This window comes from Ensifer sp. BR816, assembly GCF_000378985.1.
Taxonomy (GTDB): domain Bacteria; phylum Pseudomonadota; class Alphaproteobacteria; order Rhizobiales; family Rhizobiaceae; genus Sinorhizobium.
This window is the reverse complement of record NZ_KB905370.1, coordinates 326,335-353,319: the sequence shown is the minus strand read 5'-3', so window position 1 is coordinate 353,319 and position 26,985 is coordinate 326,335. Positions and strand designations below refer to the sequence as shown.

The 26,985-nt window shown below is 62.6% G+C and carries 28 protein-coding genes; 26 read left to right on the top strand and 2 right to left on the bottom strand.

What is annotated here, in order from left to right; all coding sequences use genetic code 11:
- The first annotated feature begins 184 nt into the window (after positions 1-184).
- From RHIBR816_RS0101725 to RHIBR816_RS0101635, 19 genes are all read left to right on the top strand, one after another.
- Positions 185-838: a hypothetical protein gene (locus tag RHIBR816_RS0101725; RefSeq protein ID WP_018234809.1), complete on the top strand. Its 654-nt coding sequence runs from the start codon at positions 185-187 to the stop codon at positions 836-838.
- On the top strand, positions 835-2,043 hold the full coding sequence (locus RHIBR816_RS0101720; RefSeq protein ID WP_018234808.1) for a MotB family protein: 1,209 nt from the start codon (positions 835-837) through the stop codon (positions 2,041-2,043). Before RHIBR816_RS0101725 ends, RHIBR816_RS0101720 begins: the two co-directional genes overlap by 4 nt.
- 5 nt (positions 2,044-2,048) lie before the next feature.
- A complete protein-coding gene (motC, locus tag RHIBR816_RS0101715) occupies positions 2,049-3,347 on the top strand; it encodes a chemotaxis protein MotC (RefSeq protein ID WP_018234807.1) in 1,299 nt (432 codons plus the stop codon).
- Positions 3,344-4,798 carry a flagellar hook-length control protein FliK gene (locus RHIBR816_RS0101710; protein ID WP_018234806.1) on the top strand — a complete coding sequence of 485 codons (1,455 nt, stop codon included), beginning with the start codon at positions 3,344-3,346 and terminating at the stop codon, positions 4,796-4,798. Before motC ends, RHIBR816_RS0101710 begins: the two co-directional genes overlap by 4 nt.
- A complete protein-coding gene (locus RHIBR816_RS0101705) occupies positions 4,749-5,300 on the top strand; it encodes a transglycosylase SLT domain-containing protein (protein ID WP_026186543.1) in 552 nt (183 codons plus the stop codon). Before RHIBR816_RS0101710 ends, RHIBR816_RS0101705 begins: the two co-directional genes overlap by 50 nt.
- A gap of 272 nt (positions 5,301-5,572) precedes the next feature.
- Positions 5,573-6,244 carry a transcriptional activator Rem gene (gene rem / locus RHIBR816_RS0101700; RefSeq protein ID WP_018234804.1) on the top strand — a complete coding sequence of 224 codons (672 nt, stop codon included), beginning with the start codon at positions 5,573-5,575 and terminating at the stop codon, positions 6,242-6,244.
- A gap of 90 nt (positions 6,245-6,334) precedes the next feature.
- Positions 6,335-7,555, top strand: a complete 1,221-nt coding sequence (locus RHIBR816_RS0101695; RefSeq protein WP_026186542.1) for a flagellar hook protein FlgE — start codon at positions 6,335-6,337, stop codon at positions 7,553-7,555.
- Between the two features lie 21 nt (positions 7,556-7,576).
- A complete protein-coding gene (flgK, locus tag RHIBR816_RS0101690) occupies positions 7,577-9,007 on the top strand; it encodes a flagellar hook-associated protein FlgK (RefSeq protein ID WP_018234802.1) in 1,431 nt (476 codons plus the stop codon).
- 2 nt (positions 9,008-9,009) lie between these two features.
- Positions 9,010-10,062 carry a flagellar hook-associated family protein gene (locus RHIBR816_RS0101685; protein WP_018234801.1) on the top strand — a complete coding sequence of 351 codons (1,053 nt, stop codon included), beginning with the start codon at positions 9,010-9,012 and terminating at the stop codon, positions 10,060-10,062.
- Positions 10,063-10,099: 37 nt separating this feature from the next.
- Entirely contained in the window at positions 10,100-10,447 is a 348-nt protein-coding gene (flaF, locus tag RHIBR816_RS0101680) for a flagellar biosynthesis regulator FlaF (protein ID WP_012706880.1), read from the top strand.
- Entirely contained in the window at positions 10,444-10,893 is a 450-nt protein-coding gene (gene flbT / locus RHIBR816_RS0101675; protein WP_012706881.1) for a flagellar biosynthesis repressor FlbT, read from the top strand. The genes flaF and flbT overlap by 4 nt, the downstream gene beginning before the upstream one ends.
- On the top strand, positions 10,884-11,330 hold the full coding sequence (gene flgD, locus RHIBR816_RS0101670) for a flagellar hook assembly protein FlgD (RefSeq protein ID WP_018234800.1): 447 nt from the start codon (positions 10,884-10,886) through the stop codon (positions 11,328-11,330). Before flbT ends, flgD begins: the two co-directional genes overlap by 10 nt.
- 137 nt (positions 11,331-11,467) lie before the next feature.
- Entirely contained in the window at positions 11,468-11,734 is a 267-nt protein-coding gene (gene fliQ, locus RHIBR816_RS0101665) for a flagellar biosynthesis protein FliQ (RefSeq protein WP_012706883.1), read from the top strand.
- 164 nt (positions 11,735-11,898) lie between these two features.
- The gene (gene flhA / locus RHIBR816_RS0101660) at positions 11,899-13,986 is read left to right on the top strand and encodes a flagellar biosynthesis protein FlhA (protein WP_018234799.1); all 2,088 of its coding nucleotides are present in this window, start codon (positions 11,899-11,901) and stop codon (positions 13,984-13,986) included.
- Positions 13,983-14,735, top strand: a complete 753-nt coding sequence (gene fliR / locus RHIBR816_RS0101655) for a flagellar biosynthetic protein FliR (protein ID WP_018234798.1) — start codon at positions 13,983-13,985, stop codon at positions 14,733-14,735. The genes flhA and fliR overlap by 4 nt, the downstream gene beginning before the upstream one ends.
- Before the next feature lie 11 nt (positions 14,736-14,746).
- A complete protein-coding gene (locus RHIBR816_RS0101650) occupies positions 14,747-15,160 on the top strand; it encodes a hypothetical protein (RefSeq protein WP_026186541.1) in 414 nt (137 codons plus the stop codon).
- A 100-nt stretch (positions 15,161-15,260) separates the two neighbouring features.
- Positions 15,261-15,806: a rod-binding protein gene (locus tag RHIBR816_RS0101645; protein ID WP_018234796.1), complete on the top strand. Its 546-nt coding sequence runs from the start codon at positions 15,261-15,263 to the stop codon at positions 15,804-15,806.
- 70 nt (positions 15,807-15,876) lie between these two features.
- The gene (locus RHIBR816_RS0101640; protein ID WP_018234795.1) at positions 15,877-16,245 is read left to right on the top strand and encodes a hypothetical protein; all 369 of its coding nucleotides are present in this window, start codon (positions 15,877-15,879) and stop codon (positions 16,243-16,245) included.
- Positions 16,245-16,811, top strand: coding sequence for a hypothetical protein (locus tag RHIBR816_RS0101635; RefSeq protein ID WP_018234794.1), 567 nt, complete (start codon positions 16,245-16,247; stop codon positions 16,809-16,811). The genes RHIBR816_RS0101640 and RHIBR816_RS0101635 overlap by 1 nt, the downstream gene beginning before the upstream one ends.
- Before the next feature lie 6 nt (positions 16,812-16,817).
- Here the strand turns inward: RHIBR816_RS0101635 and RHIBR816_RS0101630 are convergent, their stop codons facing one another.
- Positions 16,818-17,807 (bottom strand): glycosyltransferase family 2 protein, encoded by a 990-nt coding sequence (locus RHIBR816_RS0101630; RefSeq protein WP_026186540.1) that lies wholly within the window; start codon positions 17,805-17,807, stop codon positions 16,818-16,820.
- Between the two features lie 381 nt (positions 17,808-18,188).
- On the opposite strand from RHIBR816_RS0101630, the gene folD reads away from it, so the two are divergent.
- Positions 18,189-19,088: a bifunctional methylenetetrahydrofolate dehydrogenase/methenyltetrahydrofolate cyclohydrolase FolD gene (gene folD, locus RHIBR816_RS0101625; RefSeq protein ID WP_018234792.1), complete on the top strand. Its 900-nt coding sequence runs from the start codon at positions 18,189-18,191 to the stop codon at positions 19,086-19,088.
- A 4-nt stretch (positions 19,089-19,092) separates the two neighbouring features.
- On the opposite strand, the gene RHIBR816_RS0101620 is transcribed toward folD, so the two are convergent.
- On the bottom strand, positions 19,093-20,124 hold the full coding sequence (locus RHIBR816_RS0101620; RefSeq protein ID WP_018234791.1) for a substrate-binding domain-containing protein: 1,032 nt from the start codon (positions 20,122-20,124) through the stop codon (positions 19,093-19,095).
- On the opposite strand from RHIBR816_RS0101620, the gene RHIBR816_RS37375 reads away from it, so the two are divergent.
- The 6 genes from RHIBR816_RS37375 to RHIBR816_RS0101595 all read left to right on the top strand — a co-directional run bounded on the left by RHIBR816_RS37375 (position 20,123) and on the right by RHIBR816_RS0101595 (position 26,881).
- On the top strand, positions 20,123-20,338 hold the full coding sequence (locus RHIBR816_RS37375; protein WP_157628135.1) for a hypothetical protein: 216 nt from the start codon (positions 20,123-20,125) through the stop codon (positions 20,336-20,338). The two genes, RHIBR816_RS0101620 and RHIBR816_RS37375, sit on opposite strands and share 2 nt — an antisense overlap.
- A gap of 84 nt (positions 20,339-20,422) precedes the next feature.
- Complete coding sequence (locus tag RHIBR816_RS0101615) at positions 20,423-21,781, top strand: ABC transporter substrate-binding protein (RefSeq protein WP_026186539.1); 1,359 nt, start codon at positions 20,423-20,425, stop codon at positions 21,779-21,781.
- Between the two features lie 149 nt (positions 21,782-21,930).
- A complete protein-coding gene (locus tag RHIBR816_RS0101610; RefSeq protein ID WP_018234789.1) occupies positions 21,931-22,938 on the top strand; it encodes a carbohydrate ABC transporter permease in 1,008 nt (335 codons plus the stop codon).
- Position 22,939: 1 nt separating this feature from the next.
- Positions 22,940-24,088 carry a carbohydrate ABC transporter permease gene (locus tag RHIBR816_RS0101605; RefSeq protein WP_018234788.1) on the top strand — a complete coding sequence of 383 codons (1,149 nt, stop codon included), beginning with the start codon at positions 22,940-22,942 and terminating at the stop codon, positions 24,086-24,088.
- A 28-nt stretch (positions 24,089-24,116) separates the two neighbouring features.
- Entirely contained in the window at positions 24,117-25,772 is a 1,656-nt protein-coding gene (locus RHIBR816_RS0101600; protein ID WP_018234787.1) for an alpha-glucosidase family protein, read from the top strand.
- Positions 25,773-25,792: 20 nt separating this feature from the next.
- Positions 25,793-26,881 (top strand): ABC transporter ATP-binding protein, encoded by a 1,089-nt coding sequence (locus tag RHIBR816_RS0101595; protein ID WP_018234786.1) that lies wholly within the window; start codon positions 25,793-25,795, stop codon positions 26,879-26,881.
- The last annotated feature ends 104 nt before the right edge of the window (positions 26,882-26,985 follow it).

The following is a 26,985-nucleotide window of genomic DNA, read 5'->3' as shown; positions in this document are numbered from 1 at the left end:
GGTCCGCCCTTTCGCGAACCGTTGCGCATCGAGAATGCTGGTCCCTGTCGCTGTCTCGGGCGGTAAGGACCGAAGGAGACATTTTAGACGTGTCAGGCGCTTTGGATTTCTGGACCACGGGGCGGCCTCTGCCGGACGGGGGGCGCGCGCCGGTATCGGCTGCATGCCGCCGGGGGGACGGCCGATGAGTGCGTCGCTCTCCCGCTATCTCAAGGATTTCAGCGCACCGAAGATCGAACTGACGCGGATGACGCCGAAATATTTCCCGGACCTCGAGGCGGACTTCCCCGCCGAAGACCGGTCCGCACAGAGGCCGACCATGCCCGAGATCGACGTCGATGCGGAGCGGCGCGAGGCCTTTGCGCAAGGCCGCGCGGAAGCCGCTGCCGAGCTCGCCTTCGAGCATCAGCGCGAAGTCGCCGAGCTCAAGGCGCGCCACGCCGAGGAACTCGACGCCTTGAAGCACCGCCTGGCGGAGGAAACCGCTGCGAAACTCGCCGCCGGCTTTGCCCAGATCACCGAGCGACTGGCGCTCGCCCTTGGCGACCAGGCGGCGCGCGTGCTTGCGCCGGTGATGGAAGAGGCGCTCATCAAGCGCGCCATCGAGGACCTGGCGAAAATGATCAGGCAGGGCATTGGCGAGGGAGAAGGGCTCACGATCACCGTCAAGGGATCGCCCGTGCTCTTCGAAGCGCTGAAACAACATCTGGATGACGACACGATGGTCTTCCGTCACGTGGCTGCCGACGACATCGATCTGACGGTCGAGATGGGCGAAACGGTTCTTGTGACGCGAATGGCGGCTTGGGCCGATACGGTCCGGAAGGTTCTGGCATGAGCGAGGAAAGCCCCCACACCGGCAAGAACGAGATCATCATCGTCAAACGCTCCGGCGACGGTCACGACGGCCACCACGGCGGCGGGTGGAAGATCGCCTATGCGGACTTCATGACGGCGATGATGGCCTTCTTCCTCGTCATGTGGCTGATCAACGCCGCCAACGAAGAAACGAAGGCGGCGATCGCCTCCTATTTCAATCCGGTGCAGCTCACCGACCAGAAGCCCGCGGAAAAGGGCCTGAAGAATCCCGCAAAGGATGCCCAGGGCGAAGAGACGCAGCAGCGCTCGAAGGCGGATGGCGAGCAGGCGAAATCCGGCGGCTCGGCCAAAACCGGCGACCAAATGACGGCAACCTCGGGCGAAGAAACGAAATATTCCGACGCCGATTTCTTCGAGAATCCCTATTCGGTTCTCTCCGAGATCGCCAAGGAGGTCGGCCAGCAGGCCAATATCAGCGTCAAGGGCGAGGGTGGTGCCGCTCAGTCGGGGCCGGCGACCGGTGCCGACGGCGGCGAGGCCTATCGCGATCCTTTCGACCCGGATTTCTGGACAAAGCAGGTCGAAGTCCAGGACGCCGGCAATGCGGCCGAGAGCGAAGTCGCGGCGGCCGAGAAGCACGCCGTGCCAGAGCCCGGCGCGGGGCGGAATCCGGCCGAGGCGGAGAAATCGCCGAAGGCCGGGGAGGCGGCCGCCGAGGGCGAGGAGGCGCTGAAGGAAAACACCGAAAAGCAAATGGCGGAAAAGGACGCCGAGGCGCTGAAGGCCGAAATTGAGAAGGCGATCGGCGGCGAGGCCGGGCGGCTCCTGGAGGGACTCGTGGTGACGCCGTCGGAGGGCGGGCTGCTGGTCACGATCAGCGAGCAGACGGATGCGCCGATGTTTGCGGTCGGCTCTGCCGTTCCTGAAAAGGACCTCGTCCTCGCCATGGAAAAGATCGGCAAGCTGCTTGCCGAACGTCAGGGGGCCGTCGCGATCCGCGGTCATACCGATGGTCGTCCGTTCAAGGACGGGACCTATGACAACTGGCGGCTGTCGGCAGCCCGCGCCCAGAGCGCCTATTACATGCTGGTCCGCGGCGGCCTCAAGGAGGAGCGCGTCAACCAGATCAGCGGCTTTGCCGACCGGCGCCTGCAGGTGCCGAACGATCCCTATGCCGCGGGCAACCGGCGGATCGAGATCCTGCTGCAGTCGGGGCAGGGCTAAGAGAGATGCTGAAGCGGCTCAGCGCCATCCTGGCGACAACGGTTCTTGCGGCTCCGCTCGCAATCGGCCTGGCGCGTGCAAGCGAGACGGAAGAGCTCGCGCCGTTCAGGATGATCCGGTCGCTCCAATACGTCCAGGATTCCGTCGTGCTCGGCGATCATTCGGCGATCGAGATGCAGCGCTTCATGCTGGGCGAGATCGACAAGCGCCTGCGAGCGGCTGACGAAGCGATCTTCCGCGATCCGCGCAACGTCGATGCGGCGCTCGTCTACGTGATGAGCGGCGGCAATCCGGAAACGCTGGATTACCTCACGGACAGGGATGTCGAGGGTAACTTCGATGCCCGGGTTACCGATGCGCTCAGGCAATATCTGCGCGGGAAGGGGCCACTGATCGTCGAAAATCTCGCCAACGCCGCGCCCGAATACAGGAATTCCCGCGTCGGTCCCTACCTGTTTCTGATCCTCGGCAACGCCACGTCGCAGCAGGATCCCGTTGCCGCGATGAAGTATTACGACTGGGCGCGTCTGACGGCGCCCGGTACCATCATAGAGGAGGCGGCGCTTCGCCGATCCGTTTCGCTCGCCGCTGAGGCCGGTGATCCGGACAAGGGCTTCCGCTATGCGCTGAACTATGCGCGGCGCTACTTGACCTCGCCCTATGCGAGCCAGTTCGCGGACGTGTTCGTCGAGCTGGCGGTCACGCATTTCGACGAGGCGGTCGAAAAGCGAGTCGCCGAGATTCTCGCCTTCATGGATCAGGCCCGCCAGCGCGAGGTCTATCTGCGCGTGGCAAGGCGGGCAGCAATCGCCGGCAACCAGACGCTGGCGCGGCTGGCCTCCAGTCGGGCCGAGGAACTCGCCCGGGACGGCGGCGGGCAATCGCAGCTGCTGGCGAATTTCTACGACGGGCTCGCGGCGGTGCCCTCCGAGGACGTCTTCACAGCGGTGCAAACACTGGCAGCAATTCCCGATGCGAAGCTGTCGCCGCGCGACCGTGCGCTCAGAGAGGCGGCCAGGGCGATTGCGGATGAGGTTGTACGACTACCGAAGGATGAAAGCCCCGCGCAAGCGTCCATGCCTATACCGGAAGTCGACATTGGCCCTGCCAACGCTGGCAGCGAAACGGGAGAAACCGGAAGCGGCATGAGCCCCTTCGCCAAGGCGGAAGCGACCACGCCGATTGCGGAGCCGCCGGCCGGCGCTCAGGCCGCCGCATCCGATCCGGCTCTTGACGGTTTCGTGGCCAATGGACGCTCGAAGATCAAGGAGATCGATGCGCTCCTTGCGGAGGAAGGACTATGAGGCCACTTGAAGAGACATTCCGTGCTTCCGCTGCGGCCCTCGCCACCAGATCCGGTTCGCGGCAGGGCGGAAATGAGCAAGTTGCGGGTGAGGCGGGCGCCTTCGAGAATGCAGTCGCCGATGCCGGCCGCCAGAAGGCACCTGCCCAAGGCGCGGCTGAGGACATCGGACAGGATGTAGCCGAAACGCTCGCAGACCGCCTGCAAGCCCCTGCTGCGGGGCTTACGATCGGCAATCGCAGGGCAGGCGTCTTGATCGCAGGCGCAACGATCACCGGAGCCGGTCACCTTTCGACGCCATCGGTCCAGGGCCGCGGCGAGGGCGATGCGGAAGGCGCGCTCCCCGAAGACGAGATGGTCTCCAAGCTCAATGATCTGCGCGAGAATGCGGCGACCAAGACTTCTCTCAAGGACGACGAGTCGGGCGATTCCGACGGGAATAAGGTGGCGGCCAGGCCGAAGGGGCATGCGCCGGCGGAGGCCGGAACAACAGGGGCGGTCGAAGTGGCGACGACGGCTGAGGGGGAGACCGGTTCGGCCGCGCCGGCGAACGGTCCCGTCAGCGACCTTCTGACATTGCTCGGCGGGAATGTGCCGACCGTCACGGACACCCGGATTGCCGACAAGGCAACGCGGTCCGCCGATGATCGTGCTGCCGGCCAGGCCGACGAGAGCGCCAATATCTCGGTGGATGCTGCGGCCGGGGACGGTTCTCGGACCGAACAGCAAGGAGAGGTCGGATCGGACCGTCTCTTTCGCTTCGCCCGCGCCGACGGCAAGGGGCAAGCGGTCTCGATGACCATTTCGGCGGATGGCGAAACGGCTGCCGTAGAGACCGGCAGGTCTTCGGCGAGCGCCAAGGCCGAAAGCGTGACCGTTCTCGAGGCGCGCCGCTATCTGGGCGTCGCGATGAATGCCAACTCGGCTGCGGTGACGGGCGCGATCGCCGGCGACGGCGAATGGGCGCAGGCGCTCCAGTCGAGTGCGGCCTTCACGCAGCCGGAGGCATCGGGCCAGGCCGGCAAGACGCTGAACACGCTCAAGATCCAGATGCATCCAATCGATCTCGGCACGGTTACCGCGACGCTGCGCCTGAAGGACGACGAACTGCAGGTCGACCTGAAGGTGGAAACCGGCGAGGCGTTCCGTCAATTGCGCGACGACCAGAGCGAGATGGTGAAGGCGCTGCGCGCTCAAGGCTTCGCGGTCGACCAGGTAAACGTCGTGTTCAATGCCGGCGGCGATGCTTCGAGCGGCAGCGGTTCGCAGGCGCAGACACAGGGCCAGCTTGGCCAGCCGGGCCGCGAACGGACCGGCGAAGACGGCGGCCAGGGGCGTCAGCGGCAGGATGGCGCCCAGGTTGCGACGGTCGAAACTTGGGTGGGCAATGATGGAACGGACGATGCGTCTAGTGGTGTTGAGCGTGCTCGCGCTGGTCATGTCTACATGTAGTGCGCTGGCGAGCGCCGGCATCTGCGAACGCGAGATCGCCTCCGCCGCCGCCAAGTACGGTATCCCCACTGGTATCCTGTACTCAGTCGGCCTGACGGAGACCGGCCGCAAGGGATCGCTCCAGCCCTATGCAATGAACATCGAGGGCAAGGCCTATTTCGGCGCGAGCGTCCAGGACGTTCTGGCACGTTTCGGCGCGGCGCGGGCTGAGGGTGCGAAGCTCATCGATCTCGGCTGCATGCAGATCAACTTTCACTTCCACGGCGAGCATTTCAGCTCCCCCGAGGAAATGCTTGATCCGCGCCGGAATGTCGATTATGCCGCGCGCTTCCTCTCCAATCTGCGCGCCAGGCACGAGAGCTGGACGATGGCGGTTGCACGCTATCATGCCGGGCCGAACAACGACCCGGCGCAAAAGAAATATGTCTGCCGGGTCATCGCGAATCTCGTCGCGACGGGCTACGGAAAGTGGACGCCGAACGCCACGCAGTTCTGCCGGTAATCAATCAAGAGTTGTTGTTTTCAGCCCAGTGCCGCATTGTGGCGACAATGCGGAGAGATTGTGATCGCAAGCGCTAATTGTTGTCATCCGTTAACTTTTCCACATCAAGTTAGTGTCATCCTTAACGAGGGCATACTAGATATAGATCAAATCGGCACGCATTCCTTAATCAACTATTAAAATCTCCCATTAACTTTCTCTAGTTGTTCGTGAATCCCCGGATTCGTACCTCTCGATCAGTGAGACACCCATACTGATTCGGAGGCGGACGAATGATCGTGGTGGTTGACGAAAGAGAGCTTGTGAAGGATGGCTACGCGTCCCTGTTCGGGCGAGAGGGCATTCCTTCGACGGGGTTTGATCCCAAGGAATTCGGCGAGTGGGTGAATACCGCCGCCGATTCGGACATCGATGCGGTCGAGGCGTTCCTGATCGGCCAGGGCGACGGCGCTTTCAGCCTGCCGCGCGCGATCCGCGACCGCTCCCAGGCGCCGGTGATCGCCATGAGCGACACGCCGTCGTTGGAGAACACGCTGGCGCTGTTCGATTGCGGCGTTGACGATGTCGTGCGCAAGCCGGTGCATCCGAGGGAAATCCTCGCACGCGTCGCGGCGATCCGCCGGCGGCTGAAGGCAATCAGTAACTACACCGACATCGGCCCGATCCGCGTCTTCGCCGACGGCCGTGACCCGGAGATCAACGGCGAGGTCTTTGCGCTGCCGCGCCGGGAGCGACGCATTCTCGAATACCTGGTCGCCAACCGCGGCCGGCGGGTCTCCAAGTCGCAGATCTTCAATGCGATCTACGGCATCTTCGACGAGGACGTCGAAGAGAACGTCGTCGAGAGCCACATCAGCAAGCTGCGCAAGAAGCTGCGCAAGAAACTCGGCTTCGACCCGATCGATTCCAAGCGCTTCCTTGGCTACTGCATCGACTGGAACTGAGCCGGAGCGAGGCAAGACCAGGGCGGCAAGACAGGTTCACGCAAGGCCCGACTTCTAGTCTCCCACCAAAGCAGGAAACGAGGATCCTCTATGAGTCTCTACGGTACCATGAGAACGGGCGTCTCTGGCATGAACGCCCAGGCCAACCGGCTCAGCACGGTCGCGGAAAACATCGCGAACTCCAGCACGACCGGCTACAAGCGCGCATCGACCGAATTCTCCTCGATGATCCTGCCGTCCAGCAACGGTTCCTACAATTCCGGCGGCGTCCAGACCTCGGTGCGCTACTCGATTTCCGACCAGGGCTCGACGACCTACACGACATCGGGGAGCGACCTTGCGATCGACGGCGATGGCTTCTTCATCGTTCAAGGCGCCAACGGCCAGGAATACCTGACGCGCGCCGGGGCTTTCGTTCAGGACGACGCGGGCAATCTCGTCAACGCCGCCGGCTTCACCCTGATGGGCTACGAGTACGAAGAGGGCGTGGATCCGACGGTTGTCGTCAACGGCTTCGATGGCCTGACCGAGGTCAACCTCTCTTCGGAAGGCCTGTCGGCGGCTGGCTCGACCGCCGGCGCGATGGGTGCCAACCTGCCCTCCGGCGCCGCGAACGGCGACGTGTCGACGACCTCCCTCATCGTCTACGACAGCCAGGGCAACACCCGCATCCTGGATTTCAACTACACGAAGGTGGCCGATAACCAGTGGGAACTGGAGATCATCGACAGGACGTCGTCTTTGTCGCTCGGCACCGCTACCCTGGATTTCGACACGGATGGCGTCCTGACCACATCGCCGGCAAGCCTGACGCTGGATCCGACCGGCGCCGGTCTCAACCCCATTTCCGGCACCGGCGCTGTACTCAACGACATCGTCATCGACTTTTCCGAGACGACGCAGCTCGGAACGTCGTTCACGCCGGACGGCGGCGAGATCGACGGCAATGCCCCGAGCAAGGTCTCCGGCTACCAGATCGACACCGACGGCGTCGTCTACATCAAATACGCCAATGGCGAGCTCGAGCCGCGCTACCGCATTGCTCTGGCCAATGTTCAAAGCCCCGACAAGCTGGTTCCGGAGTCCGGCAACGTCTACTCGCAGGGCGTCGATTCCGGCGTCATCGTTACCGGCTTCGCCGGTTCGGGCAGCTTCGGCGAAATTCTCTCCGGCGCGCTTGAAAGCTCCAACGTCGATATCGCCGACGAGTTGACCTCGATGATCGAGTCGCAGCGCAACTACACGGCAAACTCCAAGGTCTTCCAGACCGGTTCCGAGTTGCTCGAAGTTCTCGTGAACCTGAAGCGGTAATTCCAAGAAGACGGTCCCAGCATGTCGTTGTCCTCGGCAATCGCAATTGCGCAATCAGCATTCAGCACCACGGCCCAGCAAACGGCCACGGTGTCGAAGAACGTCGCCAATGCGAGCAACGCGGATTATTCGCGCCGCATGGCCATGCTGGGAACCACCGCCGACGGCGCCCAGATCGTCTCCATTTACCGGGCGCAGAACGAGGCGCTGCTCAAGCAGAACCTCACCAGCATCTCGCAATCCTCGGCGCAGAGCAGCCTGCTTTCCGGGCTCGAGCTGTTGAAATCGGCGCTCGGCGGCAACGACTACGAGACGGCGCCGTCGACCTATCTCTCGACCTTCCGCGACAGCCTGCAGACCTTCGCCTCGACCCCGGGCAATTCGACGATCGCGGCGACCGTGGTCGCGGATGCGTCGGACCTTGTCAATTCGATCACCAACACGTCGACCGCGATCCAGAACCTGCGCCTCGATACCGACAAGCAGATCGCCGAAGAGGTCGACAATCTGAATGCCCTGTTCGCCAGCTTCGAGACGGCGAACAATGCGGTCAAGAACGCGACGGCGTCCGGCACCGATGCCACGGCGGCGCTGGACGAGCGCGACAAGCTCCTGAAACAGATATCGGAACTCGTCGGCATCTCCACCGTCACCAGGGCCGACAACGATACAGTGATCTACACCGCGGACGGTACCGTTCTTTTCGAGACGCAGGCGCGGCAGGTGACGTTCACGGCAACCTCGGCCTTCGACGCGACGACGACCGGCAATGCCATCTTCGTCGACGGTGTGTCGCTTTCGGCCGGCGCCGGCGCAGACACGACCGCGCAGGGAAAGCTCGCGAGCCTGCTGCAGCTGCGCGACGACATCGCCCCGACGTTCCAGTCGCAACTCGACGAGATGGCCCGCGGTCTCGTCAGCCTCTTCCAGGAGGACGGTGCCCCCGGCCTCTTCACCTGGGCGGATGGAACGGTGCCCGCCGACGGCACGATCGAGCCCGGCATCGCGGCATCCTTGAGCGTCAATGCAGCTGCGCAAGCCAATCCGTTTCTGCTCCGCGACGGTGGGTTCAACGGCCTTGTCTCCAATCCGGGCGGCGCCACCGATCCGAATTCGGGCTATACCGATCTCCTCGATGGCTTCATCACCGCCATGGACGGAGACATGGATTTCGATGCGGCGGCGGGGCTGGACAGCACCAGCTCGATCGTGGAGTTCGCCGCCTCGTCGATCGGTTGGTTCGAGCAGATCCGCAGCGCGGCCTCGACGGCCGACGACAACAAGACGGCGCTGTTGTCGCGGACGGAGGAGGCTCTCGGCAACGTGACCGGCGTCAGCATCGATGAAGAACTCTCGCTGCTGCTCGACCTGGAACAGTCCTACAAGGCATCTGCCAAGTTGATCAGTACCGTGGACGCCATGATGGCGTCCCTTCTGGAAGCCGTGAGGTAATCATGAAGACGTCCTTCGTTTCTAATCTGGCGGTGCAGAATGCCATGCGCCTGACCATTCAGCAGGGCCAGGAGGAACTGCTGAAGCTTCAGACGGAGGTATCGACCGGGCGGCACGCGGATGTCGGCCTCGAGCTCGGTTCCTCCACCGCGCGTTCGGTCAATCTGCAACGCGAACTCGGTCGCCTGGAAACGCTGGTCGATACGAACTCCGTCGTCACCCAGAGGCTGTCGTCCTCCCAGGAGGCCCTTGGAACGATGGCGGAGGCGGCCGAACAGGTGCGCAATACGCTCGTCACCTTCAAGGGCAATGATTCCGTCGACCAGCTATCGGTCCAGAAGACCGAAATCGAAAGCGCCATGTCGCTTTTCACCGCGTCAGCGAACACCTCCTTCAACGGTGAGTTCCTCTTCGCCGGCATCAACACCGACGTAAAGCCTTTCGAGGACTATGCCGCGTCGGGTTCGGCCGCCAAGACCACCTTCGACGATGCGCTGTCGACCTACATGTCGGCCAACGGCATCGCTTCCATGAGCGACTTCACCGAGGCGCAGATGGAAGATTTCATCACCAACACGCTGGAGCCGCTCTATACGGACGACACGCAATGGGCCACCGACTGGTCCGCGGCCTCGAGCCAGAACATGACGAGCCGCATCAGCACGTCCGAGGTGGTGCAGAGTTCGACCAACGCGACGACGAACGGTTTCCGGATGTTCACCCTTGCCAGCGTCATCTCTTCGGAGCTCATGGACGAGGACCTCGGATCGGATGTCCGCGCCTATATCGGTGAGGCGGCGCTCGGCTATGTCGAGCAATCGATCACCGGACTGACCGCCGAACGCAGCACGCTCGGTATTTCAGAGGCGCGCGTGGAAAAGGCGAACACCTCGCTCGAGGTTCAGATCAAGCTCATCAACACCCACATCACCGATCTCGAGGGCATCGACACCTATGATGCGTCGACCCGGATGAACACGCTGCTGACGCAGATGGAGACCTCCTACACGCTCACGGGGCGGATCCAGCAGTTGAGTTTGATAGATTTCCTCTGATGACAAGAGGATAAGGACAAGCATGAAGGATGTCTGAATGTATCAGTTTGCATACGCCGAGATCATGGAGGAAGGCGTAGCCGTTTCCAAGGATCGAGAGTGGCAAGTCCTCAATCGCTCGATCGCGCTCCTGGAAGCGGCAAAACAGCAGAAGGGATACTCAAGAGAAGCGATCGAGGCGATCTATTACACCCGGCGTGTCTGGATACGCTTCATCGAGGACCTGCGCGCCCCGGATAACCAGCTTAACGACGAGTTGCGTGCCAATCTGATCTCGATTGGGATCTGGATACTGAACGAGACGGAGAAGATCCGCAAACGCGACTCCTCCAACTTCCAGGGCATAATTGACATTACCACCATCATCAGGGATGGACTGAAATGAAGAGCACACTGCGTATCTCGCTGAAATCGGGCGAAAGAATCTTTGTAAACGGCGCGGTGCTTCGCGTTGACCGCAAGGTTGCCGTCGAATTCCTCAACGACGTGACTTTCCTCCTGGAGAACCACGTCCTGCAGCCGGAAGATGCCACGACACCGTTGCGGCAGCTCTATTTCATCGCCCAGATGATCCTGATCAATCCGGAAGGCGCCGAGCAATCGACCGCCATGTTCCGCAAGTCGATCGTCATGCTGCTCGCCTGCTTCAAGAACGAGGAAGTGCTCGCGGAGCTGAAGCGCATCGACGGCCTGGTCACGCAGGGTCGCGCTTTCGAAGCGCTGAAGGCGATCCGCGGTCTGTACCCGATCGAAGAGCGTATCCTGAACAATCAGGAAATTACGCCGGCCACCATCGATCAGATTCGCAAGGAGATCGCGCCATGGCGGTAAGCGGTGTATCCTCGAGCGCCTCGACGAGCACGACGTCGACGACGAGTTCCACATCGACGACCAGTACGGACGCGGCTGACGCGACCCTGAACTATCAGAGCTTCCTGAAACTGCTCATCGCGCAGATGCAGAATCAGGATCCGACCGATCCGATGGATGCAACCGAGCAGATTTCGCAGCTTGCGACCTTCTCGCAGGTCGAGCAGTCGATCAAGACGAACAGCAACCTGGAGAGCCTGCTGGCAAGCGAAAGCCTGACGCAGGCGTCGACCTACATCGGCAAGACGATCACCAGCAGCGACGGCAAGACGAGCGGCGTCGTCGCCGAGGTCGAGGTGACCTCCGACGGCGTCACCGCGATTACGACCGACGGCAAGGAGATCGCCATCGAGACCGGCATCACCGTGTCGACGACCTCGTCCGGCTCGGACACGTAATGCCTGCTGCTTGGAGCGGCGGCGGCTTTGGCTTGACCGGCGCCGGTGATTGTTGAGAATCCTCTCAAGAATCACCCTTGAACGTGAAAGTTTCGCCGCTGCCCGTGAGCGCCGGCCGAGAGTAGGACCGAACCGAAATGAATGAGGCGGACGCCCTCGACATCGTACAGGCCGCGATCTGGACCGTGATCGTCGCCTCGGGTCCGGCCGTTCTGGCCGCCATGGTGGTCGGTGTCGTCATCGCCTTCATCCAGGCGCTGACCCAGGTTCAGGAAATGACCTTGACCTTCGTGCCGAAGATCCTTGCGGTGATGGTCACGGCGGCGATCTCGGCACCCTTCGTCGGTGCGCAGATCTCTATCTTCACCGACATCATCTTTTCAAGAATCCAGTCCGGGTTCTGAGACCTTCCACTCTCTTTATCCGGCGGGCGGAAAACTGCGCGAACCTTTCCTCATCCCATCCCAATACCACCCTCGCGCAAGCTTGGGTCTCTAGATCTTCCGTCATAGTTTGGGGCAGCCCCGCGTGGCGTGCTGCCCGCCTCTCATGAAGAGACGGAAGAGACATGGCACAACAGGCGACGCTGACCATCCCGAAACTCGCACCGAAGAGCCGGGACATCGGCTTCGCGCTCGGGATCGTGATGATCCTGTCGATCCTGTTCCTGCCCATCCCGCCGCTGCTCATCGATTTCGGGCTGGCCTTCTCGATCGCCTTTTCGGTTCTGATCCTGATGGTCGCGCTCTGGATCCAGCGGCCGCTCGAATTCTCCTCCTTTCCGACGATCCTCTTGATCTCGACGATGACCCGCCTGGCGCTGAACATCGCCACGACGCGCGTCATCCTGTCTCACGGCCACGAGGGGCATGGTGCTGCCGGCGGCGTCATCTCGGGCTTTGCGAGCCTCGTTATGTCCGGCGACTTCGTCATCGGTCTGATCGTCTTCCTGATCCTCATCACGGTGAACTTCATCGTCATCACCAAGGGTGCGACGCGTATCGCCGAAGTCGGCGCCCGCTTCACCCTCGACGCGATTCCCGGCAAGCAGATGTCGATCGATGCCGACCTCTCGGCCGGCCTGATCGACGAGAAGCAGGCGCAGCACCGCCGGCGCGAGCTGGAGGAGGAGAGTTCCTTCTACGGCGCCATGGACGGTGCCTCGAAATTCGTCCGGGGCGATGCGATCGCCGGCCTGATCATCACAGGGATCAACATCTTCGGCGGCATCATCATCGGCTATCTGCGCCACGACATGCCGATCGGCGAGGCGGCCGATGTCTTCGTCAAGCTCTCGGTCGGCGACGGTCTGGTCTCGCAGATCCCGGCGCTGATCGTCTCGCTTGCCGCCGGCCTTCTCGTGTCGCGCGGCGGCACTGCCGGCTCGACCGACCAGGCCGTCGTCGGCCAGCTCAGCGGCTATCCGCGGGCGCTGATGGTGGCCGCCGGCCTCATCGTCCTCCTGTCCGTCATGCCGGGCCTGCCCTTCCTGCCTTTCGCCGCGCTCGGCGGCGGCATGGCCTTCCTTGGGTGGTACATCCCGAAGCAGATCGAAGCGGCCAATGCCGAGAAGCGTGCCCAGGAGGCGGAGAAGGCGCAGCAGACCAAGGACAGCGACAAGGATTCCGTCAAATCGGTGCTGAAGACGGCGGAGATCGAGCTTCTGCTCGGCAAGCAGGTCTCGACCCGGCTGCTCGGCGCGCATCAGGAACTCGCCTTCCGGGTTGGCAAGATGCGCCGCAAGTTCGCCCTGCAATACGGGCTCGTCGTGCCGGAGATCAAGGTTTCCGACGACATCACCATTCCGGACAAGGCCTATCATGTCCGCATTCATGGCACGACGATCGCCTCCAACACGGTGCGCGTCGGCGAAGTGCTGGTCGTGACCGGCGCCGGCCGCCGGCCGAGCGTGCCGGGCGACGATATCCGCGAGCCCGCCTTCGGAATGCCGGCCCTGTCCGTACTGGAAACCTTCACGGAAGATCTGAAGCGCGAGGGCTTCCACCCGATCGACAACGTCTCGGTCGTGCTCACGCATTTGAGCGAAGTGATCCGCAACAACCTGCCGCAGCTGCTCTCCTACAAGGACGTGAAGGTGCTGATCGAGCGGCTCGATCCGGAATACCGCAAGCTCGCCGACGAGATCTGCACCTCGCACATGTCCTATTCCGGCCTGCAGGCGGTCCTCAAATTGCTGCTCGCCGAGCGTGTTTCGATCCGCAACCTGCATCTCATTCTCGAGGCCGTGGCGGAACTGGCGCCGCATGTCCGCAAGACCGAACAGATCGTCGAGCATGTGCGGGTGCGCATGTCGCAGCAGCTCTGCGGCGACCTGGCCGAGAACGGCGTCCTGCGCGTCCTCAGACTCGGCAACAAATGGGACATGGTCTTCCATCAGGCGCTGAAGCGCGACGCCAAGGGCGAGGTCGTCGAGTTCGACATCGACCCGCGCCAGCTCGAGGAGTTCAGCGAGCAGGCGACGAAGATTATCCGTGAACATCTCGATCGCGGCATGCCCTTCGTGCTGGTCAGTTCGCCCGAATCCCGCTCATATGTGCGCATGATCATCGAACGCCTCTTCGCCACGCTGCCCGTGCTCTCTCATGTCGAGCTCGCCAAGGGCCTGGAAATCAAGATCATCGGCGCGATTTCATGATAACCGACCCCGAGGGCACGGTGCTGGCGCTGTTCGCGGCATTCTGCCGGATCGGCGGCTGCATCATGGTCATGCCGGGGTTTTCGGCCGCGCGCGTCCCCGTGCAGGTGAGGCTGCTCATCGCCGTCGCGCTTTCCATGGCCATCCTGCCGATCATGTGGACGGACATCTATCCGGCGGTCGCCGGCAAGGGGCACACCTACATTTATCTCATCGCGACCGAGAGCGTCATCGGCGCCGTCATCGGCCTCGTGGCGCGCTATTACGTGCTCGGCCTGCAATTCGCCGGAACGGCGATAACCATGCTGATCGGCTTCAACCCGCCGCCGGCGACCGACGTGCTCGAAGAGACGGCGGAAAACCAGCTCACCAGCATGATCAGCTTCGCCGGCCTGATGCTCCTCTTCATGCTCGACTTCCACCACGTGATCATCGAGGCCATCGCGCAGTCCTATCGCGTGATGCCGATCGGCGTCGGCTTCGATCCGCAGGGCATGCTGATAACGCTCACAAACTCGCTGGGACAGACCTTTCTGATCATGCTGCGCCTTGCGAGCCCGTTCGTCATCTACGGCCTGCTTTTCAACGTCGCGATCGGCATGGTGAACAGGCTCGCCCCGCAGGTTCCGGTCTATTTCATTTCCCAGCCCTACCTCATCATGGGCGGCCTGTTCCTGCTCTATCTCGGCATAGCGGCGATGCTGCGCCTGTTCGCCGATGGCTTCGCGCCGGTGATGCAAGGTGGTTAGGGAGCATGGCGATGAAAGCGCGATCGGATAAGTTGAAGCGCCTGGTCGACGTACAGCGGCATCTCGAGCGCATGGCCGAAAGCGAGCTTGCCGAGACGACGCGCCAGCGCGGCGTGCTTGCCGAGACGATCGACGTGGTCGTCGACGCGATGGGCTCGGCCCATCCCATGCATCGCGTCTTCTCCGGGCACTACGCCGCGCAGCTCGGGCGACTGGTGCAGAAGGACCAGATGCTGCTCGGCATCCAGCAGGTGCACGAGGCGCGCATGCTGAAGGAGCGTGCCAAGGGCGATCGACTGGAGGAGAATATGAACGAGGCGCGCCTGACGGAAGACCGCGAGGCGGATGACAATCAGGTCCTCGACCTGATCGACCAGCATGTCGCCGGCTACGCGCCAGCTTCCGGTAAGGTTGAGGGGCGATAGTGCATTATCCGGACGGGCCGTCGAAGCAGTCCTCCGGTTCGCACTGATTGCGCCGACCCGTGTGACAAATCACCGGGCAGCCGCCTCGAGAGGATCTGACATGGCTATTTCCCCGCCCAGCGATCTGGTGATGGATGTCGTCCGCGCGGCCGATCCGGCGGACGTCCAGGAGGCGCAGGCGCGGCTGAAGGCCAACCGTGCCGCCTTTCAGGCGACGAGCCTTGCGGAAAACGGCAACGGCTTCGCTGCTGCCGTGTCGGTGCTGAATTCATCGGACGGATCGACGGGCCTCGGCGACATCGGCAACCGCGTCGAGCCGAAGAAGGTTCCGGAGACCTACCGGAAGTTCGAGGCGATGGTGCTGCAGAATTTCGTCAAGTCGATGCTGCCGAGCGAAAGCGAGAATGTCTTCGGCAAGGGCACGTCGGGCGAGGTCTGGAAAGGCATGATGGCGGAACAGATCGCCAACGTGTTGGCCGACGGAGGCGGGATCGGCATAGCCGACCGGATGGTCGGCAGCGACCCGGCCGAACGCGCCAACGCGCGGCTGGACGACGATACGAGCAACCTTGCCGCTGGCATGGTTCACGAATTCGAGCGCAATGCCGGGTTCCTGACCGCCGACGAGAAGAAGAACCAGGCATAGTTTTTGGTCGGAACGGTTCGCGGGCCTCGGCGCGCGCCTTCCCTGAAACGCATAATTCGGGAGTTGATTTATGGAAGCTGTGGCATCCCACGATCTGCGGATACAGAACGTTCTCGGCCGGTTGGAGATGATCATCGACAACGAGAACAGCCGCATCGGCGTGGACCCCAAATTCGACATCAAGACGTCGAACGCACACAAGAGCCGTTGCCTCTACGAGCTGACGATGCTGCATCGCGCCGCCGCGCCCGGCGAAATCTCGCTGTCCTTCGCTTCGCAGACCCGCCATCTCAGGCAGAAGCTCAAGCTCAACGCGCAGAAGGTCGAGGCGCATCTCGAAGCCGTGCGCTCTGTCGTCGATCTTCTGAAGACCGCAGCCCAGGACGCCGACGCGGACGGTATCTACACCGAGGCGCAATTCCGCTATAGCGATTTCTGATGCTGAAGGTCGTTCTCACCGGGGTTTGGGTCTGTGCCGTGACGCTCGGATCCGTCTATTTCTCGATGCAGTATGCCTCGGCGCCGGCTCTCTCGGACGCCGAGGCGGACAGGCGGGCATCGGAGGAATATGTGCCGGGCGAGATCATAACCGTCCCGGTGATCGAGGACGGGGCGGTCCAGGGCTACTTCCTGGCGAAACTGTCCTTTTCGGCGACGCGTGAAGGGATAGCGAAGCTGCACGCGCCCCTTCGACAGGTCGTCACCGACGAGCTCTACGACATGCTCGTCGGCTCCCGGTTCGTCGATGTGGCCGACACCGGGACCTTCGACCTGCCGAGTTTCAAGGTCGCCGTCAAGGACGGCCTCAACAAGAAGCTCGGCAACGAGGTCATTACCGAAGTCCTGGTCGAACAGCTCGAATATCTGGGCAAGGACGACGTGAAACGCGCAGCGAACGGCGAGAGCCGGCCCTATCTGAAGCCGGTTCCGGTGGTCGACAAGAACGGCAAGATCGCCGCCGACAAGATGCCCGAGGGGGCCGTGAAGGCGACGAGCGGCCATTGAGGATAGTTAGCTCTCCCCGGGCGCGCGATACTGCTCGTCGACGAAGCCTGTCTTGGCCGTTAGTCGGCCGACCGCCACGTGGAAGTGGTAGAGGCTTGCCGTGGCAAGCCCGGTTTCCGCCCATAGCTTGATGCCCCGCGGCAGCGACGCGGCGAGCATAGCGATCGATTTTCCGAGCGTTCGCAAACGACCCGCGAAAGTCGCGTCGTGCTGGTGCTCCAGGAGTGTCGAGATCGCACCCTGTTCGAGACTGCGGGCCCGGATCCAGGATGCCGTCGTGTGATAGGCGGGAACTCTTTCAGCCACCCATGCCTCGGCCGCCCAGGCAAATGCGAAGCCCTTCTCCCTGCACCGGTTGAAGAAATCCCCGTCGCCGACGCCGACGAAATTCAGCGCCGGGTTCAGGAACGGCCGCGGCATGGCGTCGAGAACCGCCCGCGTTATGAGGACGTTGCCCGCCGAAAAAAGCCGCGGCACCGGGCCGGTCGCATCGTAGGAGGGCGAAAAGATCGGGTGCCGTTTCCATTTCTGCCCATCCGCATCCTCGAAGACAGGCAATTGCGGACCGCCGACCAAATCGGCCCCGTGGCTTTCCTTGACGGCGACAAGGCAATCGAGCCATTCCGGAGCGGCAACGGCATCATCGTAGATGACGGCGAGGACGCGCAGGTTCGGATAGAGTTCGAGGGCCGTCGCCCAGCCGGCGTTGCAGACATGGCTGTGTCCGCGCCGGTGGGCGACGATAACGGTCGCATCGGACCGGTGTTCGAGGAAGAAGCGCTTTGCCGCTTCGGCGCCTGCCAGGCCCTCCGGATCATTTTCGACCACCATCGTGGCTGAGGGAACGTCAGGACGTTGCGAGACGATGGTCTTCAGCGTTTTCACGAGATGGTCCGGGCGACGGAATGTCGGAATTACGACGACGAGTTCAATATCCGCCGCATTCTCCAGTTCGGTCTGGAAGTGGATCGAAATATCCTGACCGGTCGGCGTCATCGACAAAACCCGCGCATCTAAAGGCAAGCAATAAAACAAATCTTCCAAAAGGGAATGCTGAATCAGAATGGGAGTCTATCACGTTCTCGGCGCGAACGTGACCAGGTTCGGATAGTCCTTGCGGAAACATCGCCTGCCCTCGGCGGCAATCACTCGCGCCGCGCGTTCGCTGCCATGCGATCGAACTCTCAAGGTTCCGTCGGGCGAACGCCCGGTCTTTCAACGGTGCAAGGAAATGCAGCGATCGCCGGCCGAATCGCGGCGTGATTCGCGTGGGCACTTGCATTTATGCATTTGGGACAGCATAGGGCGCATGCAGGCAAATGCGCAACGTTGCGCCAGCTAGAGTGCGCGCGTCGAGGACAATTCGGGAGATACGCCGTGACGACTGTGATTGATGGCAAGGCCGTTGCCGCTTCGGTCATCGAAACCGTGAAATCCGCTACCAGGACGCTGGAGACGGAAGCGGGCGTGCGGGCCGGCCTCGCGGTGGTCATCGTCGGCGACGATCCGGCAAGCCATGCCTATGTGTCGGCGAAGAGCCGGATGGCCAAGGAATGCGGCTTCCTCTCCGTCCAGCACACTCTGCCCGAGGAGACCTCGCAGGAGGAACTTGCGGGCCTTGTCGCCGAGCTCAATGCCGATCCGTCCATCCACGGCATTCTCGTCCAGTTGCCTTTGCCGAAGCATCTTCAATCGGAGCCGATCATCCAGTCGATCCTCCCCGAGAAGGATGTCGACGGCCTGCATGTCGTCAATGCCGGCAAGGTCGCGACCGGCGATCTCGACGGCGGGCTCGTCTCCTGCACCCCGGCCGGCGCGATGGTCTTCGTGCGCCGCACCCATGGCGAAGACCTCTCCGGGCTCAACGCCGTGGTCATCGGCCGCTCCAATCTCTTCGGCAAGCCAATGGCGGCGCTGCTACTCGCGGCCAATGCGACGGTCACGACCGCGCATTCGCGCACCAGGGATCTACCGGCCGTGTGCCGCAACGCCGATATCCTGGTGGCGGCGGTCGGACGCCCGGAAATGGTCAAGGCGGATTGGGTGAAGCCCGGGGCGCTGGTTATCGATGTCGGCATCAACCGGGTCCCGGCGCCGGAGCGCGGCGAGGGCAAGACGAAATTGGTCGGCGACGTCGCCTTCGAGGAGAGCGCCAAGGTGGCCAGCGTCATCACGCCGGTGCCGGGTGGCGTCGGGCCGATGACGATCGCCATGCTGATGGCAAACACGATCATCGCCGCCCATCGCAAGGCCGGCCGCAAGCCGCCGAAGTTCTGAAGGCCTATCGCCCGGGCGCGGGACCGGTCGAGGCGCGCACGATCAGTTCGGCGCGCCACAGTTCCTGTTCCGGATAATCACCACGGCCGACAATCCCGCCGATCAGCCGGGTTGCGATGCGCGCACCGGCCGCCCGAAGCGAGGAGCGCGTCGTCGTCAGCGGCACGCTGAAATTTTCCGGCTTCAGCATCGGCAGCACGTCGTCATGGGCGATGATCGAGATGTCATGGCCGATCAGCAATCCCGCCTGGTTGATTGCACGCACCGCACCAAGCGCCAGCACCGTACTGGAGCAAAGCACCGCGGTGGGCGGGTCGGGCCGATGCAAAAAGCGTTGCATGCTTCGATAGCCGTATTCATCGGCCATCACCGAATGATGCACGAGCTCGTCGTCGAAGCCGAGGCCCCATTCATCGAGCGCCTGCACCACGCCCTTCTTTCTGCGCATGGAAAAGGCGAGATACTCCGGCCCGTTGATCAGCGCGATCCGGTGATGTCCGAGCTGGAGAAGAAGCTTGGTAGCATCGTAGAACGCCCGCCTGTTGTCGATGTCCAGGAACGGGTAGTCGCGTGGTCCGCCGATCGACCGACCGTGGACGACAAAGGGAATCGACAGCGCCTTCAGCATGGGAATGCGTGGATCGTTGGCGCGCATATAGGCGAGGAACACCGCGTCGACATTGCCGCTTGCCGCCAGCCGCCGGAACGTCGCCTCCTCGTCTTCCGGTGCGCTGGGGTTGAGCACGAAATGAAAATCGTGCTTCACCGCTTCCTCGGCGAGGCCGGCGAGAAATTCGCCGAAATGGATGTCGGAATCGATGCCCGGCGCGATCGGCATCACCAGCCCGATGGAATAGGCCTTCCCCGTTGCGAGCCGTTGGGCGGCGCGATTTGGGCGGTAGCCGGTCTCGCGCACCGCCTGCAGCACCCTCTGTCGGGTCTCCGCGTTGACTTCCGGATAGCCGTTGAGCGCGCGACTGACCGTCGTTTGCGACAGTCCGAGAATTTCCGCGAGCTGCTTAAGATTGACCGCCATGGTCGATTTCCTCTCAAAGCGCTTTGGATATTCACTTTATTTTTGCTCTTTCGGCAAGCGCTTGCTTTGCCCTGATACCACTCGTTCTATCAAGGACAAAGCGGGAAACCGCTTTTTTGCGTTGCAAAACATTGCCGCAAAGCAAAATATTGCAGCGCGATATGCGTCCAGAGGAAAGCCCCTTGACTCTTTCTCGGCGGCATTGGAGTGTTAGCGAACTCAAAGCGCTTTGAATATTGCGCCTTGACGATACACCCGTGGCGTGACGCCCGGGTTTCTTTTTGGGGAGGACCAGGACGTGAAGAGATCATTGCTGATTGGCGTCGCCGCGCTCGCTCTGCTTGCAGGGGCCGCCAGCGCTGCCGACCTGAAATTCAAGCCGGGTGAGGATTCGAAGTTCAATTGGGGAAGCTTCGAGGAATTCAAGAAGGGACACGACCTGAAAGGCCAGACGCTGACCATCTTCGGTCCTTGGCGCGGCGAGGACGAGGTTCTGTTCAAGAGCGTTTTTGCCTATTTCGTCGAGGCGACGGGGGTTGAGGTCAAGTATTCCTCTTCGGAGAACTATGAACAGCAGATCGTCATCGACACGCAGGCCGGCAGCCCGCCCGATGTCGCGGTCCTTCCGCAGCCGGGCCTGATTGCCGATCTCGCCGCAAAGGGCCTGCTGACGCCGCTCGGCGACGAAACCAAGCAATGGCTGCTAGACAATTATGCCGCCGGCCAGTCCTGGGTGGACCTTTCCACCTATAACGGCAAGGACGGCACGTCGGCGCTCTACGCCTTCCCCTTCAAGATCGACGTCAAGTCCCTCGTCTGGTACGTGCCTGAAAACTTCGAGGACGCCGGCTACGAAGTGCCGAAGACCATGGAGGAGCTGAAGGCGCTGACCGAGAAGATCGCGGCCGACGGCGAGAAGCCCTGGTGCATCGGTCTCGGCTCGGGCGGCGCCACCGGCTGGCCGGCAACGGACTGGGTCGAAGACCTGATGCTGCGCACGCAGTCGCCCGAGGTCTACGACAAGTGGGTCAAGAACGAGATTCCCTTCACGGATCCCGCGGTGACCGGCGCGATCGATGAGTTCGGCTGGTTCGCGCGAAACGACAAGTTCGTCGACGGCGGTGCGGCAGCGGTCGCCTCCACCGACTTCCGCGACAGCCCGAAGGGCCTCTTCGCCTCGCCGCCGAAGTGCTACCTGCACCATCAGGCCTCCTTCATCCCTTCGTTCTTCCCGGAAGGCACCGTGGTCGGCGAGGACGCCGACTTCTTCTACATGCCGCCCTATGAGAGCAAGAAGGAGCTTGGCAATCCGGTACTCGGCGCGGGTACGCTTGCGATGATCACCAAGGATACGCCGGCCGCGCGCGCCTTCATCGAGTTCCTGAAGACGCCGATCGCGCACGAGGTGTGGATGGCGCAGACGAGCTTCCTGACGCCCTATAAGGGCGTCAATGTCGACGTCTACGGCAACCCGCCGCTGAAGAAGCAGGGCGAGATCCTGCTCAACGCCACGACCTTCCGCTTCGACGGTTCGGACCTGATGCCCGGCAAGATCGGCGCCGGCGCGCTCTGGACCGGCATGGTCGACTATGTCGGCGGCAAGTCATCGGCCGACGTCGCGGCCGGTGTCCAGAAGGCCTGGGACGCCATCAAGTAAGTCCGGGGCGGCGGACGGCATGTCCCGTCCGCCGCCTTCCTATCGGATCGGCCCGCGTCAGCGGGCATCCCAACAAAAAGCGGAAAGCGCCGTCGAGCAATGCGCCTGGAACGTCCGGTTCCGCAGGCGTTTGAGGGGAGGGATGTGTCATGCAGTTGGTTTTCGCCATTCTGACGATGATAGCCGGTGTCCTGGCCTGCGCGGCCTATTTCTGGGCCACCAATTTTGTTCTTGATTGGATTTTTCCGTCGAAGGGGCTGTCGGGTGCTGCCGCCTCGCGCAACCTCAGGATCACCAATGCCATCCGGCCGTGGCTGTTCCTGGCGCCGGCTTTGTTCGCGCTGACGATCTATCTGATCTACCCGGTGATCCAATCCGTGTGGCTGAGCTTCCACGACAGGGGCGGCCAGAATTTCGTCGGGGCGCGCAACTACGACTGGATGATCAGCGACGGTGAATTCCGCCAGTCGATCTTCAACAATTTCCTCTGGCTCTTGGTCGTGCCGGCGCTCTCGACCTTCTTCGGTCTCATCATCGCCGCGCTGACCGATCGCATCTGGTGGGGCAATATCGCCAAGACGCTGATCTTCATGCCGATGGCGATCTCCTTCGTCGGCGCCGCGGTCATCTGGAAATTCATCTACGACTACCGGGCTGCCGGCTCCGAGCAGATCGGCCTGTTGAACGCCATCGTCGTCGCCTTCGGCGGCGAGCCCCAGGCCTGGATCACGCTGCCCTTCTGGAACAACTTCTTCCTGATGGTCATCCTCATCTGGATCCAGACCGGCTTCGCCATGGTCATCCTCTCCGCGGCGCTCCGCGGCATTCCGGAGGAGACGATCGAGGCGGCGGTCATCGACGGCGCCAATGGCTGGCAGATCTTCTTCAAGATCATGGTGCCGCAGATCTGGGGCACGATCGCGGTCGTCTGGACGACCATTACCATCCTCGTGCTGAAGGTCTTCGATATCGTGCTGGCGATGACCAACGGCCAATGGCAGAGCCAGGTGCTCGCCAACCTGATGTTCGACTGGATGTTCCGGGGCGGCGGGGACTTCGGGCGCGGCGCGTCGATCGCGGTGGTCATCATGATCCTCGTCATTCCCATCATGATCTGGAACATCCGCAACGCTACCAAGGAATCGGGAGGCCACTGAGATGAACCCATCGACGCGTTCTCCGCTCACCTGGGCCGTCCATCTTTCGGTCCTGCTCCTCGTCCTTCTCTGGACCATGCCGACGGCCGGCCTGCTGATCTCGTCGCTGCGTGACAAGGACCAGCTCGCTGTCTCCGGCTGGTGGACGGCGCTGGCGACCTCGTCGCGCAACGCCGTGGCGCGTGCGCCTTCGGCCGATAGCCAGGTCGAACGGGACGGCAAGTTCGTGATCTCCGGCAATCTGCTCGAAGGGCAGGGTGGCGGCCAGATTTCCGCCTTCGGCTTCTCCAGCCGCGAGCCGGCGAAGTTCAAACCCGGCGAGACGGCAGAGCTCAATGATGGCGAGAAGCTGACTGTACAGGCGGATGGCAGCTTCGAGATTGCCGCGGACACGAAGATGGAAGGATCGCGCGGCCAGCGCATCTTCTATACCGCCTCTACGCCGCCGCGCTTCACGATCGACAACTACATCGAGGTGCTGAGCGCGGCCGGCATCGGCACGTCGTTCCTCAACTCGCTGACGGTCGCGATACCGTCGACGGTGATCCCGATCCTGATTGCCGCCTTTGCGGCCTATGCGCTGGCCTGGATGCCTTTCCCGGGTCGCGCCATCCTGCTCGCCGTCGTCGTCGGTCTGCTCGTCGTGCCGCTGCAGATGTCGCTCATTCCGCTGCTGCAGCTCTATAACGGCGTCGGCGCTTTCTTCGGCGTGCCGGCCAAGACCTATATGGGCATCTGGCTCGCCCACACCGGCTTCGGACTGCCGCTGGCGATCTATCTTTTGCGCAACTACATGGCCGGCCTGCCGCGCGAGATCATGGAATCGGCGCGCGTCGACGGCGCCAGCGATTTCGACATCTTCGTCAAGATCATCCTGCCCTTGTCGTTCCCGGCGCTCGCCTCCTTCGCCATCTTCCAGTTCCTCTGGACCTGGAACGACCTGCTCGTCGCCATCGTCTTCCTCGGCGCCGGCGAGGATTCGCTGGTCCTGACCGGGCGCCTGGTCAATCTCCTCGGTTCCCGCGGCGGCAATTGGGAAATCCTCACCGCTTCCGCCTTCATCACCATCGTCGTTCCTCTGATCGTCTTCTTCGCCCTGCAACGCTACCTCGTTCGTGGTCTGTTGTCGGGTTCGGTCAAGGGTGGCTGACAATTCTAGACAGGGACTTCAAATTCGCATGAACAAGACCGAAAAGACCGGCGCAATCCTGACGGCCGACAGGGACTGGTGGCGCGGCGCGGTGATCTATCAGATCTACCCGCGTTCCTTCCAGGACACCAATGGCGATGGAATCGGCGATCTGAAAGGCATCACCGCCCGCCTGCCGCATGTCGCGGCGCTCGGCGCGGACGCCATCTGGATCTCGCCCTTCTTCACCTCGCCGATGCGCGATTTCGGCTACGACGTGTCGAACTACACGGATGTCGACCCGATCTTCGGCACGCTCAGGGATTTCGATGCACTGATCGCGGAGGCTCATCGCCTCGGCCTTCGCGTGATGATCGACCTCGTCCTGTCGCATACCTCGGACCAGCATCCCTGGTTCGTCGAGAGCCGCTCCAGCCGCAGCAACGCCAAGGCCGACTGGTATGTCTGGGCCGACTCCAAGCCGGACGGCACGCCGCCAAACAACTGGCTGTCGATCTTCGGCGGCTCCGCCTGGGCCTGGGATCCGACGCGGCTGCAATATTACCTGCACAACTTCCTGACGTCGCAGCCCGACCTCAACCTGCACAATCCGGAAGTGCAGGACGCGTTGCTTGCCGTTGAACGCTTCTGGCTGGAACGCGGCGTCGACGGCTTCCGCCTCGACACGATCAACTTCTATTTCCATGACAGAGAGCTGCGCGACAATCCGGCGCTGGCGCCGGAGCGTCGCAACGCTTCGACCGCGCCTGCCGTCAACCCCTACAACTATCAGGAACATATCTACGACAAGAACCGCCCGGAGAACCTGGACTTCCTGAAGCGCTTCCGCGCGGTCATGGACGAGTTCCCGGCGATCGCGGCCGTCGGCGAGGTCGGCGACAGCCAGCGTGGCCTCGAGATCGCCGGCGAATACACGTCGGGCGGCGACAAGGTGCAGATGTGCTACGCCTTCGAGTTCCTGGCACCGGATCCGCTGACGCCGGAGCGCGTCGCCGAGGTCATAAGCGATTTCAAGAAGGTCGCACCGGAAGGCTGGGCCTGCTGGGCCTTCGCAAACCACGATGTCGTGCGTCACGTCAGCCGCTGGGGTTCCGGCGTCGCCGATCACGCCGGCCACGCCAAGCTGCTTGCGAGCCTGCTGATGTCGCTGCGCGGCTCGGTCTGCATCTACCAGGGCGAGGAACTGGCGCTGCCGGAAGCGGAACTTGCCTATGAGGACCTTCAGGATCCCTACGGCATCCAGTTCTGGCCGGATTTCAAGGGTCGCGACGGCTGCCGGACGCCGATGGTGTGGGAGAGCCTGCCGGACGGCGGCTTCAGCAGCGCCAAACCCTGGCTGCCGATACCGGCGGATCACCTTCCGCAGGCTGTCGCCATCCAGGAGGGCGATCCGGCCTCGGTGCTAGAGCACTATCGTCGCTTCCTGCATTTCAGGAAGGCGCATCCGAGCCTTGCCAAGGGGGACATCGAATTCGTCGAGACGCGGTCGCCGCTCTTGGGCTTCATCAGGATCCACGGCAATGAGAGGCTCTTCTGCCTCTTCAACATGGGCGAGGAGCCTGCCTCCGCGGACCTGCCGGACGGTGCGGTCGAGCCGCTCGACGGCCACGGCTTCATCTCTGATATAAAGGACAGCAAGATCAATCTTCCGGCCTGGGGCGCGTTCTTCGCGCGTCTGGCGTAGAAAACCGAGGGGAGGGTGCAATGACGGGCCTGCTGCTAAAAGACATCCGCAAGTCCTATGGGGCGGTCGATGTCATTCACGGCATCAATCTCGACATCAAGCAAGGTGAGTTCGTCGTCTTCGTCGGGCCGTCCGGTTGCGGGAAGTCGACGCTGCTCCGGATGATCGCCGGGCTCGAGGAGATCACCGGTGGCGATATGTTCATCGACGGCGAGCGCGTCAACGATGTGCCGCCGTCGAAGCGCGGCATCGCCATGGTGTTCCAGTCCTATGCGCTCTACCCGCATATGACCGTCTACGACAACATGGCCTTCGGCATGCGGATCGCCAAGGAATCGAAGGAGGAGATCGACCGCCGCGTCCGCTCGGCGGCGGAAATCCTCCAGCTCACCAAGTTTCTCGACCGGCTTCCGAAGGCGCTCTCCGGCGGGCAGCGCCAGCGCGTGGCGATCGGGCGAGCGATTTGCCGCAACCCGAAGGTCTTCCTCTTCGACGAACCGCTGTCGAACCTCGATGCCGCACTCCGTGTCGCCACCCGCATCGAGATCGCCAAGCTCAGCGAGCGGATGGCGGACACGACGATGATCTATGTCACCCACGACCAGGTGGAGGCGATGACGCTCGCCGACCGCATCGTGGTTTTGTCCTTGGGTCACATCGAGCAGGTCGGCGCGCCGCTCGAGCTTTACGAGCGGCCGGCGAACCTCTTCGTCGCCCGCTTCATCGGCTCGCCGGCCATGAACGTCATCCCCTCGACGATCACGGCGACCGGCGCGCAGACGACGGTGAACCTTACAGGCGGAAAATCCGTGACGCTCGACATCCCGACGAACGCGTCTGAAAACGGCAAGAAGGCGAGTTTCGGGGTGCGGCCGGAAGACCTCGAAGTGACGGACGGCCAGGATTTCCTGTTCGAGGGAACAATTGCCATCGTCGAAGCGCTCGGCGAGGTGACGCTGCTTTACATAGAAGGGCTCGTCGAGAGCGAACCGATCATCGCGAAAATTCCCGGCATTCTGAAGGTCGGGCGCGGCGACAAGGTACGGTTTACCGCCGACAAGGCGAAGCTTCACCTCTTCGACGCCGACGGGCGCAGCTATCGGGCTTAGGCGCTTTTTTGTTCTTTCTTTCCAACCCGTCCGGCACTGTGAACTGACCCCCGAAGTTGGATGTCCAACTTTCGGGGGTCAGTTCACACTGTCAGACGGGTTTT